Origin of the sequence: Variovorax boronicumulans (genome assembly GCF_029892485.1) — a bacterium.
Classification (GTDB): domain Bacteria; phylum Pseudomonadota; class Gammaproteobacteria; order Burkholderiales; family Burkholderiaceae_C; genus Variovorax; species Variovorax boronicumulans_B.
In genome coordinates this window covers 413,730-433,252 of sequence record NZ_JARXVG010000002.1, presented here as the reverse complement: position 1 = coordinate 433,252, position 19,523 = coordinate 413,730, and the positions used below count along the sequence as shown (strand labels likewise).

Below are 19,523 nucleotides of genomic sequence, written 5' to 3'. Positions count from 1 at the left end.
TCTGAACCAAGGAGGCTTTCATGCGACGCAGAAACCTGGCCCTGGCGGCCCTTGCAACGACGGTGCTGCCCGGTGCCGCGGCCTGGAGCGCCGACGCCTATCCCAACAAGCCGCTGCGGCTGATCGTCGGCTTCGCGCCCGGCGGCGGCGCGGATTCGCTCACGCGGATCATCGCGGAGGGGCTGTCCAAACAGCTCGGCCAGCAGGTGATCGTGGAGAACCGCCCCGGCGCTGACGGTGTGCTCGCGGCGCAGGCCACTTCGTCGGCCAAGCCCGACGGCTACACGCTGCTGATGGGCACCAACACCGCGATGGTGGCGGCGCCCACGTTGCGGCCGACTTCGCCCTACGACCCGTTCAAGGCCTTCACGCCGATCAGCTCGGCGGGGCAGTTCTCGATGTTCCTCGTGGTGCCGGCCAGCCTGCCCGTCAAAAGCGTGAACGAACTGCTGGCGATGATCGCGGCCAAGCCTGGCGCGTACAACTCGGCCTCGAGCAACAGCGCCTCGGAACTCGCGATGCTGCAGCTCCTGGGCGAGCGCAAGGTGGTCAACGCGCGCTACAAGGGCGACATGCAGGCCATGACCGACCTGCTGGGCGGGCAGATCCACATGATGTTCACCACCGGCACCCTGGCGCCGGGCTTCGTGAAGGAGGGGCGCATCCGCGCGCTGGTCACGCTGCTGCCGCAGCGCAGCGGTTTGCTGCCCGATGTACCGACGGGCGGCGAGCTGGGGCTGGGCAAGCTCACCATCACACCGTGGGCCGGCTTCTTCGGGCCGCCGGGGCTGCCGAAGGAGATCACCGAGAAGCTTTCGCAGGAGTTGCAGAACACGCTCAAGCGGCCCGACGTGCGTGCGCAGCTGGTGCAGCAGGGCTTCGAGGGCTACGGCATGAGCCCCGCGAAGTTCGCCGAGTTCTTCCGCACGCAGTACGACGCCTTCGGCGCGACGGTGCGGGAGCACAACGTCAAGTTCGAATAGCGGCGGCCTCGAGGCGCCAGAAGGCCGCATCGGGAAAGGTGCCCGCGCCGGCCGCGGCGTTGTCCGCCATGTGCTCGGCGCGGCTCGTGCCCGGGATCGTGCAGGTCACGGCCGGATGGCTCAGCACGAACTTCAGCAGCACCTGCGCCCAGCTCGTGCAGCCGATCTCGCCGGCCCAGGCGGGCAGCGGCTTGTCGCGCAGGCGCCGCAGCAGGCCGCCGCCACCGAAGGGCATGTTGACGATCACCGCCACGCCGCGTTCGGCCGCGAGCGGCAGCAGGCGCTCTTCGGCATCGCGCGCGTCGAGGGAATAGTTGATCTGCAGGAAGTCGAGCTTCTCGGCGCGCAGCACGGCCTCGACCTCGCCGTAGGCCGAGGCGGTGTAGTGCGTGATGCCGATGTAGCGCACGCGGCCTTTCTCCTTCCAGCCGCGCAGGGTGGCCAGGTGGGTGCGCCAGTCGACGAGGTTGTGCACCTGCATCAGGTCGATCTGCTTCGTGCGAAGCCGCGTGAACGACTGTTCCATCTGCGCGATCCCGGCGTCGCGGCCCGAGGTCCAGACCTTGGTGGCGAGGAAGGGCTTGTCGCGCTGTTTCGTGGCCAGCAACTCGCCGGTGGTTTCCTCGGAGCGGCCGTACATCGGCGAGCTGTCGATCAGCCTGCCGCCGGCCGCGAAGAGCGCATCGAGCACGCCGGGCAGGCGCTTGTACTCGTCGGTGCCGGGGCGCTGGTCGAAGCCGATCCAGGTGCCGCAGCCGACGACCGGCAAGGCCTCTTGCGTGGAAGGGATGGGGCGGATGGTCATCTGCATCGCGGGCTTGCCTTGTTGCTGGGCGAACGAAGGGAGCGCAGCACCCGCGCAGAATGCGGCGCCCAGGCGCAGCAGCCGGGCGCGGGTGAGGGCGGGGAGGTGGAGTGCGTTCGTGGAGGGGGTGGTCACGAACGAAATTCTGCGCCTGCCCGCGGCGATTTCAGCGCAGGTAGCGCCCGTCGGCCTTGAGCATCGACAACTCGGAGAAGGTCAGCCCGCGATGTTCGCCCGGCCGGTACGACACGGCGATGCCGCCGATGTCCAGCGTCTTGAACGACTCCAGGCCCTTCTGCAGCGATTCGGCCGTGGGGTTCGGCCCCGCGCGCTTCAGGCCTTCGACCAGCACCTTGGCCGCAACGTAGCCCTCCAGGCTCGCGTAGCTGAAATCGTTCACGCCGATCTTCTTCATCGCGGCCTGGTACTCGGCGATGACGGGCATTGCGCTGTTCCACGGGTAGGGCACGACCTGCGAGATGACCACGCCAGCCGCATCCTTCTTGATGTCCTGGAAGAGCTTCTGCCCGTTCAGGAAGGAGAACGAATAGAAGGCCGTTTCGCCGCCCGCCGCGCGGTAGGCGGTGATGAACTTCGCCGCCACGTCGTTGGTGGCCGACAGCACCACCGCCTTGGGCTTGAGCTTGGCCAGCTCGGCCGCGCGCTCGGCGGCATCGGAGCCGTCGTTCTTGATGGCGACGCTGCCGACCATCTTGTCGCCGCGCTCCGCGATGAATTTCTGCGTGCTCTCCATCGCCGAGCGCGCGCCGGGGTTGTCGTTGTGCGCGAAGGCGATGCGCGAGAGGCCGATGGTGAACAGGTGGTTCACGATGCGGCTGTATTCCTCGTCGAAGCTGATGCGCACCGGAAAGCCGTATTCGGTGAACTTCACCACCGGGCCCGCGCCGGTGTACGCGCCGACGATGGGAATCTTCAGTTCGTTGGCCGCCTTGATCGCGCCCGCGGCCGACGAGGTGCCGATGGGCATCAGCACGCCGACGGCGCCGTCGCGGGCGAAGGCCTTGACGTTCTCGGCGCCCTTGGCGGGGTCGTACGCGTCGTCGAGCTGGCGCAACTCGATCGGCCGGCCGTTGACGCCGCCGTTCGCGTTCAGCGTGGTGAACATGGCACGGATGCCGACCAGCGGCTCGGTCGACAGCGACGCGAGCGGGCCGGTCTGCACGTAGGTCTGGCCGATCAGCAGGGGTTTGGCGGTCTGCGCATGCGCCGAAGCAGACAGCCCAAGGATAAAAGCTGCGAAGGCCGAGGCCAGGAATTGAATCTTTTTGTGTGTCATGGTCACAAACTGTTAACAAACCTATCTTAAGGCGCGAGCCCTCCCGGGTAAATCGATCTCCGGTTGCGATGCGGGAAATACTGTATAAAAATACAGTTAACACTCCTGATCATGGGCCTCCCTTTCCTCGACTCCTTTTCCGCCGCCGCAGGCCGTGGCGTCTGGCATGCCGACGAACTCGGCCTGGCCGACGCGCAGGTCGTCGCGACCGGCCACGCCGCGCTCGACGCCGAATTGCCCGGCGGCGGCTGGCCGGTCGGCGCGATGACGGAGCTGCTGCAAAGCGCGCCTGAAGCGCATGTCTGGCGGCTGCTGCTGCCCGCGCTGGCGCAGGCAGTGGAGACGCGCGGCGGGCCGGTGGTGCTGATCGGCGCGCCTTACGAACCCTGCGGGCCCTCGCTCGCGGCGCAGGGCCTGCCGGTGGAAGCGCTGATGTGGGTCAAGAGCGACGCGCCGGCCGCGCGGCTGTGGGCCTGCGAGCAGGCGCTGCGCTGCGCGGACGTGGCTGCCGTGCTGGCATGGCTGCCGCAGGCGCGGGTGGGCGAATTGCGGCGGCTGCAGCTGGCGGCCGCCCAGCATGACGTGCTGCTCTTCGTGTGCAGGCCCGAGTCGGCCGCGCAAGGGGCCTCGCCTGCGCGGTTGCGGCTTCAGGTGGAGAGCTGCGCAGCCGATGCATCGCAGATCGAACTGCGCATCTTGAAGCGCCGCGGTCCGCCGCTGGCGGCGCCGGTGATGCTGCCGGCACGCAACGAACGCATGACGGCGCTGCTGGCCGCGGCCCGGCTGCGCCGCAAGCTGCGTCTGCAGCAATTGGGCACCGTGCCGGTCGGCGAAACAGCAACGTCCGCGACCGTGGTGCGCATCGACGCATGGAAGGGAGGCCCCCATGCACTGGATCGCATTGCGGTGGTCGCTTGAAGCCGGCGCGCCCGACGCACCGCAGCTGCCCACGCCCGAAGCGCTGGGCTGGTGGGCGCTGGAATACACGCCGCACGTCGCCTGGCAGGACGAGGCGCTGATGCTCGAAGTCTCGGCCTGCGAGCGCCTGTGGGGTGGGCGGCTCCAGCTGATGCGCCAACTGGTCGCCGCCAACCCTGCGCCCGACGTGCGCATGCTCGGCGCGCAAGGTTCCACGAGCCTGATCGCGCTCGCGCGGTTGCGCATGTTCGAGCGGCAGGAAGAGCGCCCGAAGGACGTACCGGCCGGCCTGCCGCTGGACACGCTGACCGCCGCGCGCCCCCATCTCGACCTGCTCGCCCGCTTGGGTTGCCGCACCTGGGGCGATGTGGCCGCCTTGCCGCGCGGCGGCCTCACGCGGCGCTTCGGCACCCAACTGCGCGCAGCACTCGACACGGCCTGGGGCCTGCGCCCCGAAAGCCACAACTGGCTCACGCTGCCCGACGTGTTCGAGCAGAAGCTGGAGCTGCCCGCGCTCGCCGAGACCGCGCCCGAGCTCATGTGGTCTGCCAACCGGCTGCTCTCGGCGCTGCAGATCTGGCTGCGCGCCCGCCAGCGCGGCGCGCGCGCGCTCGAGCTGCAATGGACGCTCGACCTCAAGCGCTTCAACGGCGTGAACCTGCCGCCGCACCAGCAGGTCACCGTGCGCACGGCCGAGCCCACGCAGGACCTCGCGCACCTGCGCCGCCTGCTGTCGGAAAAGCTCGCCCTCACCACGCTCGCGGCGCCCGCGAGCTGGCTGCGGCTGCGTACGCTCGAAACCGATCCGTGGGCCGGCGCCAGCACCAGCTTCTTGCCCGAGGACAACCGCAAGGGCGACAAGCTGCACGAGATGGTCGAGCGCCTGAGCGTGCGGCTCGGTGCGCACCAGGTGGTGGTGCCTTGCGCGCGGGCCGACCACCGGCCCGAGCGCAAGCAGGCGTGGCGCCCTGCGCTGCAGAAGGCCGTGCCCGACAAGGCCCGCAAGCAAGCGAAGGCCGCGACTTCTCAGTCGCAGCAGCCCGATGCGATCTATCCGCCATGGCTGCTGCCCGAACCCCTGCTGCTCGAGATGGACGGCGAGCGCCCGTGCTACCGCGGCCCGCTCAGCAAGCTGATCGGCCCGCAGCGCGTCGAGGCCGGCTGGTGGGGCGGCAAGGAAGACGGCGGCCAGCCGGCGATGCGCGACTATTACGTGGCGGAAAGCCCCGAGGCGGGGCTCGTGTGGATCTTTCGCGAACGGCCCTCGGCGCGGTTTTCTTCGGGCGAGGTGCGCTGGTATCTGCAGGGGTTCTATGCCTGACCTGAGCGCCAAGGAAGAGCGCAAACGCCAGCCGGCCAAGGTGCATGCACTGCCGGTGCCGTTGCGCAAGAACACCGTGGCGAAGCTGCCGGACTATGCCGAGCTGCACTGCCTCACGAACTTCAGCTTCCAGCGCGGCGCGTCGACGCCCGAGGAAGTGGTCGAGCGCGCGTACCAGCTGGGGTATGCGGCGTTGGCGATCACCGACGAGTGCTCGGTGGCCGGCATCGTGCGTGCCTACGTCTGCAGGCGCGACATGGAACGCACGCTCGACGAATACGAACGCGAGAACCCCGACGAGCCGCCGATCCCGCGCAACCTCGATTTCCGCCTGCTGTTCGGCAGCGAGTTCCGCTTCGAGCGCTTCAGGCTCGTGGTGATCGCCAACGATACCGAGGGCTGGGGCAACCTCTGCGAGTTCATCACCGCCGCACGCAACACCGAGTTGCCCAAGGGCGAGTACCGCGTGAGCTGGGAGGACAGCGATGTGGCTTCGCTGCAGGACTGCCAGGTGCTCTTCGTGCCGCATCGCAACCCGGGCGGCGCGATGGATGTCGCCACGCTGCATGAAGACCTGCTGGCCGCCAAGGCGCTTTACGCAGACAACCTCTGGCTGGCCGTGGAAATGCTCAACGAACTCGACGACGACCTGTGGTTCGTCACGTTGATGCAGGCGAGCGAGCAGACAGGCGTGCCGCTCGTGGCGGCGGGTGATGTGCACATGCATGCGCGTTCATGCAAGCCGATGCATGACGTGCTGACGGCCGTGCGCGAAGGCAGGACCGTGGCCGAGTGCGGTTTTGCGCTGCAGTCGAATGCCGAGCGGCATCTGCGGCAGCGGGTTCGACTCGCCGAGCTTTACTTGCCCGGGATGCTGGCGAATACGCTGGTGGTGGCCGAGCGGTGCAGGTTCGATCCGGCGGTGATCCGGGAGAACTACAAGTACCCGCTTGAAACCGTGGGCAGCAGCGAGACGGCTGCGCAAACGCTGGTGCGAAAGACGTGGGAGGGGGCACTCAAACAATATCCGCTCGAAAGGTATGCCTCGGGCATTCCCGAGGTTGTTTGCCGGCAAGTTCAGAAGGAACTGAACCTGATCCTCGAACTTGAATACGAGATGTTCTTCCTCACGGTGGAAGACATCGTGCGCTTTGCCAAGTCGCAGAACATCCTTTGCCAAGGGCGTGGCTCATCGGCCAATTCAGCGGTCTGCTACTGCCTTGGCATCACTGCGATCAATCCAGAGAAGGGCCATCTGCTGTTCGAGCGTTTCCTGAGTCGCCATCGGCACGAACCACCCGACATCGATGTCGACTTCGAACACCAGCGCCGCGAAGAAGTCATCCAGTACATCTACGAGAAATACGGCCGCGAGCGCGCCGCCATCGCCGCCGTCGTCATCTGCTATCGCTCCCGCAGTGCGTTGCGCGACGTAGGCAAGGCCATCGGCATCGACGAGCGGCTGGTCGACGAATTCGCCAAGGACCACTACTGGTTCGACGATGCCGTGCTCGGCGAACAGTTGAATGCCGCATGCGAACGCGTGGGCGTGAAGGAAGACGAACTCAAGCTCGTCCAGTGGATCGAGATGACGCAGCGGCTCAAGGGCTTTCCGCGCCACCTGAGCCAGCACGTGGGCGGCTTCGTGCTCACGCACACCAGGCTCACGCGGCTGGTGCCGGTCGAGAAGGCGTCGATGAAAGACCGCTCCGTCATCCAGTGGGAAAAGGACGATCTCGAAGCCATGGGCATGCTCAAGGTCGACGTGCTCGCGCTCGGCATGCTCAGCGCGATTCGCCGCGGGCTCGACCACATGAACCGTTGGCGGGGCTCGATGGTAGAGATGCACCACATCCCCAACAACGACCAGAAAGTGTTCGACATGATCTGCGACGCCGACACCATCGGCGTGTTCCAGATCGAGAGCAGGGCGCAGATGTCGATGCTGCCGCGCCTGAAGCCGCGCACTTATGAAGACTTGGTGATCGAGGTGGCGATCGTGCGGCCGGGGCCCATTCAGGGCGGCATGGTCCACCCATATCTCAAGCAGCGCGAGCGGGTGGCCAAGGGATTGGCGATCACTTACGAAAAGGAAGAACTTCGGCCTGCCTTGGAGCGCACGCTGGGCATTCCGATCTTCCAGGAGCAGGTGATGCAGATCGCCATGATCGCGGCCAAGTTCAGCGCCGACGAGGCCGATCAACTGCGGCGCGCGATGGCGGCATGGAAGCGCAAGGGCGGGCTCGACAAGTTCCACGACAAGCTCGTGAACGGCATGGTTGCCAACGAGTACAAGGCCGAATTCGCCGAAGCCATCTTCAAGCAGATCCTCGGCTTCGGCGACTACGGTTTCCCCGAAAGCCACGCCGCGAGCTTCGCGCTGCTGGTCACCGTGAGCAGCTGGCTCAAGAACTACGAGCCCGCCTGCTTTCTCGCGGCGCTGCTCGACTCCCAACCCATGGGCTTCTACAGCCCCTCGCAGCTGGTGCAGGACGCGCGCAGGCACGGCGTCGAGGTGCGGCCGGTCGATGTCACGCACAGCGATTTCGACACCACGCTCGAACCCCGCGCCTCCGGTGCACCGCGCATGCCCTCGGGCACCGACGCGCGCTACGCCGAGCGCTTGGGCAACGAGAACCAGCCCGCGGTGCGGCTCGGGCTGAACCGCATTTCAGGCCTTTCCAAACAAGGCGTCGAACGCCTGCTGAAAGCCCGTGCGCAAACGCCCTTCACCAGCACCGAAGACCTCGCCCTGCGCGCCGAACTCGACGGCAAGGACATGGCCGCGCTAGCCGCGGCCGATGCGCTGATGTCGCTCTCGGGCCATCGGCGCCAGCAGGTGTGGGACGCCACCGCGCAGCATCGTTCGCCGGCCCTGCTCAAGGACGTGCCGATCAACGAGCAGGTGCTGCTGTTGCCCGCGGCGCCCGAAGGCGAGGAGATCGTCGGCGACTACGTCGCGCTCGGCCTCACGCTGCGTCGCCATCCGCTGGCGCTGCTGCGTCCGCGCCTGGCGCGCATGAAGCTCATGAGCGCGGAGGAACTGCGCGCGCAGCCCACCGGCCGCACCGTGCGCGCCTGCGGCATCGTCAAGGGACGCCAGCGGCCCGGAACGGCCAACGGCACCATCTTCGTCACGCTGGAGGACGAGACCGGCAACGTCAACGTGATCGTCTGGAACCATGTCATCGAGGCGTGGCGCGAGCCCTTGCTGAAGTCGCACCTGCTCGCGGTGCAGGGCACCTGGCAGCGCGACGACGACAGCGGCGGCAAGGTGCAGCATCTCGTCGCCACCGGCTTCAAGGACCTGACGCCGCTCATGGGCCGGCTCGCGCAGAGCAACACCAGCCGCGACTTCCATTGACCGGCACAACCGCGATGGATGAAACCGATCGTTCCACGCCTCGCGCCTTCCCCGACTTTTCGCTAACCTGTTCCTCATGTCCGCACTCGCCTTAGACCGTGACCCCCTTGTCGCCACGCCGATCGGTCCGCCGCCGCCGGCGCCTGACGTGCCGATTCCCGTGCAGCCTCCACCGCCGCCACCCGACGGGGACCCGCCGCCGGTCGTGCCGCCGGTCACCGATCCCGGATTTCCAGCACCCGTGGTGGAGCCGCCGCCGATGCAGGTGGCCGCCTCGGCGCCATTCGGCAAGCTGCATGCGCGGCGCCTGCGCGAGATCTATCGCTCGGCCGGCTGGCCGTGCTGCGACGCCATCGAGGTCGAGCTGCTGGCCGGCGGATTCCTCGAACGCGTGCGCACGGCGCATGGCCACGAAACCTTGCGCGTGACCGATGCCGGCATCGCCCGCATCGCGACCACGCTCACCATCAACCGCGCGGCGCTGACGCCGCACGAGGCGCTGGTCGAGCGCGTGGCGCGCGAGATGACGCGCGGCGGCCGCATCGCATGGCGCGGCCTCGGGCTGCGCGCGCGCCTGCCGCCGCTGGAAGAGGGCGGCAAGCCGCGCTGGTGCATGGCACGGCCCGATGTCTTTTCGATCCGCAACACCAGCGTCGAGGCCTATGCGCACCCGATCGTCCACGAGGTGAAAGTCAGCCGCGCCGACCTGCTGGGCGACCTGCGCAAGCCCGACAAGCGCGCGGCCTACCTCGTCCTGGGCGGCGAGTGCTGGTACGTGCTGGGCAACGATGCGCGCGGACGCTGCATCGCCACGCCCGAGGAGGTTCCGGCGGAATGCGGTGTGCTGGTGCTCGATGGCGATCGCCTCGTGGTGGCCCGCGCCGCGGTGCATCGCGCCTTCGACCGCATCCGTTCGCGGTGTGGCTGGCGCTGGCCAAGGCACAGCCGATTTCAGGCTTTGAAGACGACGTGCAGGACCTGCTGATCTAGCTGGCGGATCAGCGCCGGATCAGGTGACGGCTTCGTAGCTCCGGTGCGCGATGGCGACCACGTCGCCGGGCTGGAACTGGCTTGCCATCTGGCGCATGGCTTCTTCGCGGTCTTCGGTGCTTGCAGACGCATCGAAGACCTGGTCACTGATCTCGAGGATGTCGCGAACGATGCGCTCGTGGCGGTAGTAGGCGAGGGCGACCGGGTCGATGTCCGCCGCGCCGTAGCCTTGGTAGAACTGCGCCTCTTCCAGCGGCTGATTCCAGACGTGGCCGACACCGCCGCCGATGAACATCAGGTCGCGCTCCTTCGGCGCGAGGACGAGCGTGTCCCAGTCGACGATGGCCAGTCGGTCGTCATCGCCCAGCAGCACATTGCCCGCGTGGATGTCGGCATGGCACACGACCTGCGGCAATGCCTTCTCCAGCAGGATCGACGCAAGCTGCTCGCTGCGATAGACCAGCGTGTCGATCTCCTCGTCATGCTGCCCCCAGAAGGCGTGGAACCGCTGGACGATGGCGTCGCCCACGAAGCCGTTGATGAAGCGGCGCTGGTAGCGCCTGACGCCTTCGCGCCAGTGGTGCGCGTAGGTTTCCTTGGGGATGCTTGCGAGCAATTCGGGCGGCAGTTCGGCGCGATGAACGGCGCTCAGCGCTGCGCCGAGAGCGGTCCATTGCGCGGCCGTCAAAGCACGTTCGAATCCGTTCTGGCCTTCGAAGAAGGGATAGAGCATCCAATCGAAGCCTTGGCGCTGCACGCTGAGCTGATGGTCCGTTGTTGGCAACGGCGCCATCACTGCGGCGATGCCTTTGTCGTAGTGGAGAAAGGCCGGCACCGCAACGGCCGACTTCCCGAAATCGCCACTGCGCAGTTTCAGGAAGTACGCCGTGCCGTCGTTCGCCTGCACGCGGAAGACCGCGGAGTGGACGTCCGCGCCCAGTGGAAGGAATTCAGTGTGCGTCGCCTGGAGGCCGTAGGTCTCGGCGAGGCACTTTTGGATGGCGTCGTGGGCGATATCGGGTGGTGTCAGCATGCGGCGGTGATGGCGTTCGTTCGATGGGCGCCGAAAATTGTCTCACCCGATAAGGCCACGAAAGCTGACTTCCCTGTGTCAGACGCTGTCTTCTTCGTCGGCCTCGTAGGTGCCCAGCACCTGGTGCTCGACGGGATGCGAAGTGAACGAGCGCACGAGCAGGAATTTCCTCACGCGCCACGGGATCGGCGGCAGGCTCATCGGATAGGCCGCGCCCTCGGTTCTTCGGGCGATGGTGATGTGCGGCGTGAACGTCGGCGTTTCCGTGACGATGCCCGCCTTCTGCACAGCGCGGCCGATATCGGCATGCAGCGTGCGCAAGGCGCCGTGCTCGGCGGGCTGCAGCACCGCGATGTCGTTGCGCCATGTGCGCGAGCTGTCCAGCACGAGGTTCATGGGCTGCACCCGGACCTGGGCGAGCGCTTCGCACAGCTGTTTTTCGACAGCCTTGGGTTGGTCGCCGAAACAGTGGAGCGTCAGGTGCAGTCGCGGGCCGCGAGGAAAGTAGTGGCCCTTGGGCCAGATCCAGTCCTTGCGGTGCGCTTCGATCGCCGTCTGCACCTCGGGCTCGGGAAACAGCGCGATGAGAAGGTGCCGCTGCCGCTCGAAAGAGGGGGATTCCCAGTCAGGTTCCGGATCGTTCGGAAAAACATCGCCACGGTTGAAATCGTCCATTGCAGTTCTCCTGGAGAAAGAAGGATGAAAAGGCGGGTTCAGGATTCCGACGGCCACCAATGCTCGGCCGTCGTCCGGATGACGCGCGCCGCCTGAACGCGGACGTCATCCATGTCATTGCTGCTGTCGCCATGGCCGTGTTCCCGGACCACGCGGAAGGGCCAGGTGGAGATCCGGCCTGTACGCTCCCGCGGCTGCATCGGGTGCCGCCTTGCGGAAGAGAAAAAAAGAACCTGCGCAGAGGGCGCAGGCGGATTGGCGGTGGTCATGGAGTCGCCTCGAAGTTGTTCTTGGAGACGATCCATTCTAGAGAAAAGACTGTATTTATGTACAGTATTTTTGCGACCTATTCCGAATCGTTACCGAGCAGGGCGCCGAGGTCGATCGCGGCCGCCATTGCCCGGTAGCCGGCGTCGCCAGGGTGCAGGTGATCGCCCGAATCCATCGCCGCCTTCAGGCGGGTCGGGCGGGCCGGATCGCGCAGCAGCGCATCGAAATCGACCACCGCATCGAACGCGCCGCTTTCGCGAATCCAGCGGTTCACGGCCTGGCGCACCTTGTCCTTCTCGGGCGAGTGGTGGCCCTCGAGGCCGGTGCCTTCCAGCGCGCGCTCGTTGGGCGTGATCGTGCCGGCCGCGATGCGCACGTTGTGGGCGCGGGCCATCGCGATCAGTTGACGGAATCCCTGGATCAATTCTTCCGCGCGCATCGCCGGCTCCTGCGGCGCGAAGGGGCCGCCAGGCCAGCCGATGTCATTGGTGCCCAGCAGCACGATGACCGCGTGCACGCCTGGCTGCGCGAACACGTCGCGCCCGGCGCGTTCGAGCCCGGCGCGGCCCATGCCGTCTTTCAGCAGCCGGCCGCCCGAGATGCCCGCATTGAGCACGCCGACGCCGCGCGGGGCCAGGCGCTCGGCCAGGGCATCGGGCCAGCGCGTGTTGGCGCCGGGCGTGGAGCCGTTGCCGTCGGTGATCGAGTCGCCCAGCGCAACGACGGTGACTGGCGGCTTGGGCGTTTCGACGATCAACCCGCTGACGTAGACGCGCGTGCTCCATTGCGAGGCTGCGGCCGGCAGGCGGGCTGCGCTGGTCAGGTCGCCGCTGGCGACGTAGGCCGTCTCGCGCGCATCGAAATGAAATCCCGCAGGCTGGCTGGGCTTGGGCAAATAGAGCGACACCGCGACCTCGCTGAGCGCGGGCAGCGGCAGGTCGACGGGGTCGCTGACCAGCCGCGCGCCCGGCGGCACGGTCACGTCGGCCTGACCGCCGAAGCGCAGCACGCGGTCGGTGCCTTCGACGATGGCAGAGCCTTCGCCATGCCGCGCCACGCGGGCCGCGCCGATGTACAGCGGCGTCGTGCCGCCTTCGTTGTTGATCACCACGCGCAGCTTCGCGCCGCCGATGCTCAGGCGCGCCACCTGGCGGATCGTCTGCTTGTTGAACTGGAAGGGCAGGCCGCTGGGCAGCACGAAGTCGCCGCCCCAGATCGGCTGGGTGCTGGCCATCCAGCTGGGGCTCCAGTACGCGGTTGCGGGCGGTGTCGCCTGGGCCACCGATGCGGCGGTGAGGCCCGCGAGGGTCAGCGCCGCTGCGCCATGTTTGAGGATCGATCCGAGGCCAGTTGCAGTCATGTTCATGTCCTTGAAAGTGAAGCGAGGCCTCGACTTTCTTCCATGCCGGTTCGGATGGGTAGATGGCAAAATCGCATCCAGCACATTCCAAACTCGAATACATCATGGACACCTTGCGCGCGCTCTCGGCCTTCGTGCACAGCGTCGAGTCGGGGAGCCTCTCGGGCGCGGCCCGTGCGCTCGACACGACCCAGCCCACCATCAGCAAGCTGGTCGCGGGCTTGGAGCAGTCGCTCGGCGTTCGCCTGTTGCGCCGCGGCGCCACCGGCCTGAGCCTCACTGAAGAAGGGCAGCGCTTTCACGAGCGCGCCCGCCGCGTGCTGGAGGATTACGGCGATGCGGTGGCCGATGCGCGCGAACAGGTGCAGCAACCGCAGGGCCTGCTGCGCGTGAGCGCGCCTGTCACCATGGGGCAGCGGCACCTCAACGCGATGGCGGTCGAGTTCCTGCGGCTCTACCCCGACATCGAACTCGAACTGGTGCTCGACGACCGCTTCGTCGATCCGCGCGAGGAGCGCATCGATGTGTCACTGCGCGTGGGCGGCGCGCTGCCGCCGGACCTGGTCGCGAAGCACCTCGGCTCGTGGCCCCGCGTGCTCGTCGCCTCACCGGACTACGTGGCCGCGCGCGGCAAACCCCGCAAGCCGCAGGACCTGCTCTCGCACGACTACATCCGCTACGCCGCGGGCGACGACGGCGTTCTCCTGCAAGGGCCCGAAGGCACGGTGACCGTGCCGGTGCGCAGCCGCTACCGCGTGAACAACGCGGTGGCCATGCTCGACAGCGTGCTCGGCGGCGGCGGCATTTCGCTGCAACCTACGTGGATGGTGGCCGACCATCTGGCCGATGGCAGCCTGGTGCGCGTGCTCGCGCGCCACACGGGGCCGGCGCAGGAGGTGCACCTGCTCTACGCCCCACGCCGCCACCAGCCGCTGCGTGTGCGCGTGCTGGTGGACTTCCTGGCAGAGCGCGTGGCGCAACTGCCGGGGGCGAGCCGTCAGTTGAGCGGCAGGCGCAGGTAGGTGCCGCGCAGCGGTTCCTGGCCCGCTCCGGGCTTGCTCCAGTCGCACACGCCGCTCGGGAAGATCGTCTGCAGCCGCGCGAGGTCGGCGCCGGCAATCGTCACCGGGTAGTCCGCAGCGTTGACCGGCTTGAGCTGGCACTTGAGCACGTCGTTCACCAGCGGCGAGCCGGCCACGATGCGCGGCGTGCTGAAGCGCGGGTAGATCACGTTGCACTTCGCGGCCGGGTCCTGCGATGCGCTCATCCGCCTCGAGAAACGCGGACTGACGGTGCTCGACCTGGGCGGCCTCGTGAACTACAAGGCCATCGACACCGGCGCACCGCCCGTGCGGTGCGCCTGAACTGCATCACTCCAGGCGCACTTCGAAGTACGCCTCGTCGGCCTCTCCCAGGGCGCGAAAGCCCGCTGTCTTCGCCGCTTCGTAGGCCTTGGCCCAGCTCGCGGCCAGGGCGATCTCGTCCTTGGTGAGTTCGTCGGCGCTGGATTCGCTGGCGTTCTCGAACGCCTTCAGGGCCTGCTCGACGTTGTCGCCCAGCAGCTTGTCGAGCTCGCGGCGAAATCGGGTCTCCGCGGTGGCGATGACGTCGGACGGGGCATCGGGGAAATCGATCAGGTTCACGGTGTAGCTCATGGGCGGCATGCTACGTGATGGCCGTGACGCGCAATGGCGCAACCGCGGGATTCCACCAAGTTTTTGCATGCACCACTGCGGCGCATACTGCGCCAAACCCACATGAAGACCCCTTCGGGGTCCAGGGCGACTGTCAGGAGACACGCATTGCAGCGAACCGACATTGCCAACCCGGCCTATTTCCACAAGGTCGTCGATTGCCAGTACGCCTGTCCGGCGCACACCCCCGTCCCCGAGTACATCCGCATGATCGCGCAGCGCCGCTATGGCGACGCGTACATGATCAACTGGGCCTCCAACGTCTTCCCGGGCATCCTCGGGCGCACCTGCGACCGGCCCTGCGAACCGGCCTGCCGGCGCGGGCGGGTGGAGGAAAGCAATGCCCAGGCGCCCGAGCCGGTGGCCATCTGCCGGCTCAAGCGCGTGGCGGCCGACATGAAGGAGGACGTGCGTGAGCGCATGCCCAAGAGCGCGCCGAAGAACGGCCAGCGCGTCGCCTGCGTCGGCGCGGGGCCGGCCTCGCTCACCGTGGCGCGCGACCTGGCGCCGCTCGGCTATGAAGTGACGGTGTTCGACAGCGAGGCCAAGTCCGGCGGTTTCATCCGCACGCAGATCCCGCGCTTCCGGCTGCCGGAATCGGTGATCGACGAGGAGACGGGCTACGTGCTCGACCTGGGCGTCGAGTTTCGCGGCGGCGAGCGCATCGACTCGATGAAGGCGCTGATGGCCGAAGGGTGGGACGCCATCTTCATCGGCTGCGGCGCGCCGCGCGGGCGCGACCTCGACGTGCCCGGCCGCAAGGAGGCGGCGGCCAGCATCCACATCGGCATCGACTGGCTCAACTCCGTGTCCTTCGGCCACATCACGAGCATCGGCCGGCGCGTGATCGTGCTGGGCGGCGGCAACACGGCGATGGACTGCTGCCGCTCGGCACGGCGCCTGGGCGGCACCGACGTGAAGGTCATCGTGCGCAGCGGCTTCGAGGAGATGAAGGCCTCGCCCTGGGAGAAGGAAGACGCGCAGCACGAAGGCATTCCGATCATCAACTTCCACGTGCCCAAGGCCTTCGTGCATGACCAGGGCCAGCTGCAGGGCATGACCTTCGAGGTCGTCCGCGCCGAGTACGACGACAAGGGCCGCCGCACGCTGGTGCCCACCGGCGAGCCGGACGCTTTCTTCGAATGCGACGAAGTGCTGGTCGCCGTCGGTCAGGAAAACGCCTTCCCCTGGATCGAGCGCGACAGCGGCATCGCCTTCGACAAGTGGGGCCTGCCGACGCTGGACAAGAACACCTTCCAGTCGACGGTCCCCAACGTGTTCTTCGGCGGCGATGCGGCCTTCGGCCCCAAGAACATCATCACGGCCGTGGCCCACGGCCATGAGGCGGCTGTTTCGATCGACAAGCTGCTGCGCGCCGAGCCGGTGTACGTGCGCCCCGCGCCCATGACCAACCTGGTGTCGCAGAAGATGGGCATCCACGAGTGGAGCTACGACAACGACACCTCCAACGACCTGCGCTACAAGGTGCCATGGGCCAAGGCCGAGACGGCGCTCGCGAGCATCCGCGTGGAGGTGGAACTGGGCTTCGACGCCGCCACCGCCTTCAAGGAGGCCGAGCGGTGCCTGAACTGCGATGTGCAGACCGTGTTCACCGAACCCGCCTGCATCGAGTGCGATGCCTGCGTGGACATCTGCCCGATGGACTGCATCAGCTTCACCGCCAATGGCGAGGAGGCCGAACTGCGCACGCGCCTGAAGGCACCGGCGTTGAACCTGACGCAGGACCTGTACGTGTCCGGCGGGCTCAAGACGGGCCGCGTGATGGTGAAGGACGAAGACGTCTGCCTGCACTGCGGCCTGTGCGCCGAGCGCTGCCCCACCGGCGCGTGGGACATGCAGAAGTTCCTGCTGAAGATGACGCCTGCGGGGCAGGGAGTGGTGGCATGAGCGTCACGCCGCAGATCGAAGGCATCAACGACTTCGTCATCAAGTTCGCCAACGTCAACGGCTCGGGCTCGGCCTCGGCCAACGAACTGTTCGCCAAGGCCATCCTGCGCATGGGCGTGCCGGTGAGCCCGCGCAACATTTTCCCGAGCAACATCCAGGGCCTGCCGACCTGGTACGAGGTGCGCGTGACCGAAGCGGGCCACCTCGGGCGGCGCGGCGGCACCGACATGATGGTGGCGATGAACCCGCAGACCTGGGACGCCGACGTGGCCGAACTGGCCCCCGGCGGCTACCTCTTCTACGACAGCACGCGGCCGCTGCCGCCCTCGAAGTTCCGCGACGACATCCGCGTGATCGGCATGCCGCTCACCGAGATCTGCAACGCGGTCTATCAGGACCCGCGCCAGCGGCAGCTCTTCAAGAACATCGTCTACGTGGGCGCGCTGGCCATCCTGCTGGGCATCGAACCCGAAGTGGTCGAGAAGCTGTTCGGCGAGCAGTACAAGGGCAAGGAAAAGCTGCTGGCCTCCAACGTGCAGGCACTTCACCTGGGCTGCGATTTCGCACGCGAGAACCTGCGCGAACCGATGGGGCTCAAGGTGCGGCGCGCCGACCGCGTGGGCAACCGCATCTTCGTGGACGGCAACAGCGCCGCGGCGCTGGGCTGCGTGTACGGCGGCGCGACGGTCGCGGCCTGGTATCCGATCACGCCGTCGTCCTCGGTGGCCGAGGCCTTCCAGAAGTACTGCACCAAGTTCCGCGTGGACCCTGCCACCGGCCAGCACCGCTTTGCCATCGTGCAGGCCGAAGACGAGCTGGCCTCCATCGGCATGGTGGTGGGCGCCGGATGGAACGGCGCGCGGGCTTTCACGCCGACTTCGGGGCCGGGCATTTCGCTGATGAGCGAGTTCATCGGCCTGGCCTACTTCGCGGAGATTCCGGTCACGCTCATCAACGTGCAGCGCGGCGGACCCTCGACGGGCATGCCCACGCGCACGCAGCAGGCCGACATCCTCGCGTGCGCCTACGCCTCGCACGGCGACACCAAGCATGTGCTGCTGTTCCCCGAAGACCCGCACGAATGCTTCGAGCACGCCGCGGCCGCGCTGGACCTGGCCGACCGGCTGCAGACGCCGGTGTTTCTCATGACCGACCTGGACATCGGCATGAACCAGCGCCTTTGCGAACCCTTTGCGTGGGACGACGCCAAGGCCTACGACCGCGGCAAGGTCATGACCGCCGAAGAGCTGGAGGCGGGCCGCGACTTCGGCCGCTACAAGGACGTGGACGGCGACGGCATTCCCTGGCGCACGCTGCCGGGCACGCACCCGACCAAGGGCAGCTATTTCACCCGCGGCACCACGCGCGATGCCTACGCCCGGTATTCGGAGCGCGGGGCGGATTACATCTACAACGTGGAGCGGCTGCTCAAGAAGTTCGCCACCGCGGCTACGCTGGTGCCCCAGCCGGTGCTGCGGCCGGCCGCGAAAAAGACCGACCTGGGCGTGATCTATTTCGGCTCGACCAGCCCCTCGATGCACGAGGCCCTGGAGGCACTGGAAGAAGAGGGCATCCACCTCGATGCGCTGCGGTTGCGCGCCTTTCCGTTCCCCGACAGCGTGGCGCAGTTCCTCGCCGCGCACCGGCAGGTGTTCGTGGTCGAGCAGAACCGCGATGCGCAGATGCGCAGCCTGCTGGTCAACGAGCTGGAGTTCGATCCGGCCCGGCTGGTGCGCGTGCTGCACTTCGACGGCACGCCGATCACGGCGCGCTTCATCGGCCAGGCCATCGCCGCGCATGTGCACAAGACGCAGGCTTCCCGCGCCGTCACAGACACGAAGGAATCCGCATGACCTACCTCGCCAAGCCACGGCTGCACCATCCGACGCTGGCCACCAACAAGGTCGGCTACAAGCGGCGCGACTACGAGGGCAAGATCTCCACGCTGTGCGCCGGCTGCGGCCACGACTCGATTTCCGCCGCCATCATCGAGGCCTGCTGGGAGCTGGACATCGAGCCGCACCGCGTGGCCAAGCTCTCGGGCATCGGCTGCAGCTCCAAGACGCCGGACTACTTCCTGGGTGCCTCGCATGGCTTCAACACCGTGCACGGCCGCATGCCCAGCGTGCTGACCGGCGCGAACCTGGCCAATCGCGACCTGCTGTACCTGGGCGTGTCGGGTGACGGCGATTCGGCCTCCATCGGCCTCGGCCAGTTCGCGCACGCCATGCGGCGCGGCGTGCGCATGGCCTACATCGTGGAGAACAACGGCGTCTACGGCCTCACCAAGGGCCAGTTCTCGGCCACCGCCGACCAGGGCTCCAAGAGCAAGAAGGGCGTGGTCAACACCGACAACCCGGTGGACCTGGTGGCATTGGCGCTCCAACTGGGCGCGAGCTACGTGGGGCGCGGCTTCTCGGGCAACAAGGCGCAGCTGGTGCCGCTCATCAAGGGCGCGATCAGCCACGGCGGCTCGGCCTTCATCGACGTGATCAGCCCCTGCGTGGCCTTCAACAACCACCCGGGCAGCACCAAGAGCTACGACTACGTGCGCGAGCACAACGAGGCGGTCAGCCGCATCGACTTCATCAGCGGGCGCGAGGAAATCACCGCCGACATCGGCCCGGGCGAGGTGATGGACGTGCGCCAGCACGACGGCACGCTGCTGCGGCTGCGCAGCCTGCACCCCGACTACAACCCCGGCGACCGCTACGCCGCCATGGCCTACATGCAGCGCCACCATGCGATGGGGGAGGTGGTGACCGGCTTGCTCTACGTCGATCCGCTGGCCACCGACCTGCACACGGCGCTCAACACCTGCGACCGGCCGCTCAACGCGCTGGACGCGGACCCGCTGTGCCCCGGCGCCAAGGCGCTGGAGCGCCTCAACGACTCCTTGCGCTGA

The 19,523-nt window shown here is 67.5% G+C and carries 17 protein-coding genes and 1 pseudogene; 10 read left to right on the top strand and 8 right to left on the bottom strand.

Features of this window, described 5'->3' with window-relative positions; all coding sequences use genetic code 11:
• The first annotated feature begins 20 nt into the window (after positions 1 to 20).
• Complete coding sequence (locus tag M2282_RS07170) at positions 21 to 983, top strand: Bug family tripartite tricarboxylate transporter substrate binding protein (protein WP_280808079.1); 963 nt, start codon at positions 21 to 23, stop codon at positions 981 to 983.
• Here M2282_RS07170 and M2282_RS07165 read toward each other — a convergent pair.
• Both M2282_RS07165 and M2282_RS07160 read right to left on the bottom strand, forming a co-directional pair.
• Complete coding sequence (locus tag M2282_RS07165) at positions 970 to 1,794, bottom strand: aldo/keto reductase (RefSeq protein WP_280808238.1); 825 nt, start codon at positions 1,792 to 1,794, stop codon at positions 970 to 972. The genes M2282_RS07170 and M2282_RS07165 overlap by 14 nt on opposite strands.
• A 160-nt stretch (positions 1,795 to 1,954) precedes the next feature.
• Positions 1,955 to 3,085, bottom strand: a complete 1,131-nt coding sequence (locus M2282_RS07160; protein ID WP_280808078.1) for an ABC transporter substrate-binding protein — start codon at positions 3,083 to 3,085, stop codon at positions 1,955 to 1,957.
• A 111-nt stretch (positions 3,086 to 3,196) separates the two neighbouring features.
• Here M2282_RS07160 and imuA point away from each other — a divergent pair, with 111 nt between their 5' ends.
• The 4 genes and pseudogenes from imuA to M2282_RS07140 all read left to right on the top strand — a co-directional run bounded on the left by imuA (position 3,197) and on the right by M2282_RS07140 (position 9,678).
• Complete coding sequence (gene imuA / locus M2282_RS07155) at positions 3,197 to 4,003, top strand: translesion DNA synthesis-associated protein ImuA (RefSeq protein WP_280808077.1); 807 nt, start codon at positions 3,197 to 3,199, stop codon at positions 4,001 to 4,003.
• On the top strand, positions 3,972 to 5,324 hold the full coding sequence (locus tag M2282_RS07150) for a Y-family DNA polymerase (protein WP_280808076.1): 1,353 nt from the start codon (positions 3,972 to 3,974) through the stop codon (positions 5,322 to 5,324). The genes imuA and M2282_RS07150 overlap by 32 nt, the downstream gene beginning before the upstream one ends.
• Positions 5,317 to 8,688 (top strand): error-prone DNA polymerase, encoded by a 3,372-nt coding sequence (locus M2282_RS07145; RefSeq protein ID WP_280808075.1) that lies wholly within the window; start codon positions 5,317 to 5,319, stop codon positions 8,686 to 8,688. The genes M2282_RS07150 and M2282_RS07145 overlap by 8 nt, the downstream gene beginning before the upstream one ends.
• A 76-nt stretch (positions 8,689 to 8,764) precedes the next feature.
• Positions 8,765 to 9,678, top strand: a pseudogene (locus M2282_RS07140) (hypothetical protein).
• A 19-nt stretch (positions 9,679 to 9,697) separates the two neighbouring features.
• Here M2282_RS07140 and M2282_RS07135 read toward each other — a convergent pair.
• The 4 genes from M2282_RS07135 to M2282_RS07120 all read right to left on the bottom strand — a co-directional run bounded on the left by M2282_RS07135 (position 9,698) and on the right by M2282_RS07120 (position 13,016).
• Positions 9,698 to 10,711 (bottom strand): phosphotransferase enzyme family protein, encoded by a 1,014-nt coding sequence (locus tag M2282_RS07135; RefSeq protein ID WP_280808074.1) that lies wholly within the window; start codon positions 10,709 to 10,711, stop codon positions 9,698 to 9,700.
• 78 nt (positions 10,712 to 10,789) lie between these two features.
• A complete protein-coding gene (thpR, locus tag M2282_RS07130; protein ID WP_280808073.1) occupies positions 10,790 to 11,386 on the bottom strand; it encodes an RNA 2',3'-cyclic phosphodiesterase in 597 nt (198 codons plus the stop codon).
• Positions 11,387 to 11,424: 38 nt separating this feature from the next.
• Positions 11,425 to 11,655: a hypothetical protein gene (locus tag M2282_RS07125; RefSeq protein WP_280808072.1), complete on the bottom strand. Its 231-nt coding sequence runs from the start codon at positions 11,653 to 11,655 to the stop codon at positions 11,425 to 11,427.
• A gap of 77 nt (positions 11,656 to 11,732) precedes the next feature.
• On the bottom strand, positions 11,733 to 13,016 hold the full coding sequence (locus M2282_RS07120; protein ID WP_280808071.1) for an SGNH/GDSL hydrolase family protein: 1,284 nt from the start codon (positions 13,014 to 13,016) through the stop codon (positions 11,733 to 11,735).
• A 104-nt stretch (positions 13,017 to 13,120) separates the two neighbouring features.
• Here M2282_RS07120 and M2282_RS07115 point away from each other — a divergent pair, with 104 nt between their 5' ends.
• Entirely contained in the window at positions 13,121 to 14,038 is a 918-nt protein-coding gene (locus M2282_RS07115; RefSeq protein ID WP_280808070.1) for a LysR family transcriptional regulator, read from the top strand.
• Here M2282_RS07115 and M2282_RS07110 read toward each other — a convergent pair.
• Positions 14,014 to 14,247 (bottom strand): DUF6351 family protein, encoded by a 234-nt coding sequence (locus M2282_RS07110; protein WP_280808069.1) that lies wholly within the window; start codon positions 14,245 to 14,247, stop codon positions 14,014 to 14,016. The two genes, M2282_RS07115 and M2282_RS07110, sit on opposite strands and share 25 nt — an antisense overlap.
• Position 14,248: 1 nt before the next feature.
• Between M2282_RS07110 and M2282_RS07105 the strand changes: the two genes are divergently transcribed.
• On the top strand, positions 14,249 to 14,380 hold the full coding sequence (locus M2282_RS07105; protein ID WP_280808068.1) for a hypothetical protein: 132 nt from the start codon (positions 14,249 to 14,251) through the stop codon (positions 14,378 to 14,380).
• Positions 14,381 to 14,386: 6 nt separating this feature from the next.
• On the opposite strand, the gene M2282_RS07100 is transcribed toward M2282_RS07105, so the two are convergent.
• Positions 14,387 to 14,671 (bottom strand): hypothetical protein, encoded by a 285-nt coding sequence (locus tag M2282_RS07100; protein WP_280808067.1) that lies wholly within the window; start codon positions 14,669 to 14,671, stop codon positions 14,387 to 14,389.
• A 147-nt stretch (positions 14,672 to 14,818) separates the two neighbouring features.
• On the opposite strand from M2282_RS07100, the gene M2282_RS07095 reads away from it, so the two are divergent.
• Genes M2282_RS07095 through M2282_RS07085 form a run of 3 tightly spaced genes read left to right on the top strand, consistent with a single transcriptional unit; the run spans position 14,819 to position 19,523 of the window.
• The gene (locus M2282_RS07095) at positions 14,819 to 16,618 is read left to right on the top strand and encodes an FAD-dependent oxidoreductase (RefSeq protein ID WP_280808066.1); all 1,800 of its coding nucleotides are present in this window, start codon (positions 14,819 to 14,821) and stop codon (positions 16,616 to 16,618) included.
• Positions 16,615 to 18,471 carry a 2-oxoacid:acceptor oxidoreductase subunit alpha gene (locus tag M2282_RS07090; protein ID WP_280808065.1) on the top strand — a complete coding sequence of 619 codons (1,857 nt, stop codon included), beginning with the start codon at positions 16,615 to 16,617 and terminating at the stop codon, positions 18,469 to 18,471. Before M2282_RS07095 ends, M2282_RS07090 begins: the two co-directional genes overlap by 4 nt.
• On the top strand, positions 18,468 to 19,523 hold the full coding sequence (locus M2282_RS07085) for a 2-oxoacid:ferredoxin oxidoreductase subunit beta (RefSeq protein WP_280808064.1): 1,056 nt from the start codon (positions 18,468 to 18,470) through the stop codon (positions 19,521 to 19,523). Before M2282_RS07090 ends, M2282_RS07085 begins: the two co-directional genes overlap by 4 nt.

What these genes read in the sequence shown, in the direction of transcription:
- imuA (WP_280808077.1), top strand. Translation starts at nt 3,197, where the DNA reads ATGGGCCTCCCTTTCCTCGACTCCTTTTCCGCCGCCGCAGGCCGTGGC.
- M2282_RS07100 (WP_280808067.1), bottom strand. Translation starts at nt 14,671, where the DNA reads ATGAGCTACACCGTGAACCTGATCGATTTCCCCGATGCCCCGTCCGAC.
- M2282_RS07120 (WP_280808071.1), bottom strand. Translation starts at nt 13,016, where the DNA reads ATGACTGCAACTGGCCTCGGATCGATCCTCAAACATGGCGCAGCGGCG.
- M2282_RS07090 (WP_280808065.1), top strand. Translation starts at nt 16,615, where the DNA reads ATGAGCGTCACGCCGCAGATCGAAGGCATCAACGACTTCGTCATCAAG.
- thpR (WP_280808073.1), bottom strand. Translation starts at nt 11,386, where the DNA reads ATGGACGATTTCAACCGTGGCGATGTTTTTCCGAACGATCCGGAACCT.
- M2282_RS07115 (WP_280808070.1), top strand. Translation starts at nt 13,121, where the DNA reads ATGGACACCTTGCGCGCGCTCTCGGCCTTCGTGCACAGCGTCGAGTCG.
- M2282_RS07145 (WP_280808075.1), top strand. Translation starts at nt 5,317, where the DNA reads ATGCCTGACCTGAGCGCCAAGGAAGAGCGCAAACGCCAGCCGGCCAAG.
- M2282_RS07160 (WP_280808078.1), bottom strand. Translation starts at nt 3,085, where the DNA reads ATGACACACAAAAAGATTCAATTCCTGGCCTCGGCCTTCGCAGCTTTT.
- M2282_RS07135 (WP_280808074.1), bottom strand. Translation starts at nt 10,711, where the DNA reads ATGCTGACACCACCCGATATCGCCCACGACGCCATCCAAAAGTGCCTC.
- M2282_RS07170 (WP_280808079.1), top strand. Translation starts at nt 21, where the DNA reads ATGCGACGCAGAAACCTGGCCCTGGCGGCCCTTGCAACGACGGTGCTG.
- M2282_RS07165 (WP_280808238.1), bottom strand. Translation starts at nt 1,794, where the DNA reads ATGCAGATGACCATCCGCCCCATCCCTTCCACGCAAGAGGCCTTGCCG.
- M2282_RS07085 (WP_280808064.1), top strand. Translation starts at nt 18,468, where the DNA reads ATGACCTACCTCGCCAAGCCACGGCTGCACCATCCGACGCTGGCCACC.
- M2282_RS07125 (WP_280808072.1), bottom strand. Translation starts at nt 11,655, where the DNA reads ATGACCACCGCCAATCCGCCTGCGCCCTCTGCGCAGGTTCTTTTTTTC.
- M2282_RS07150 (WP_280808076.1), top strand. Translation starts at nt 3,972, where the DNA reads ATGCACTGGATCGCATTGCGGTGGTCGCTTGAAGCCGGCGCGCCCGAC.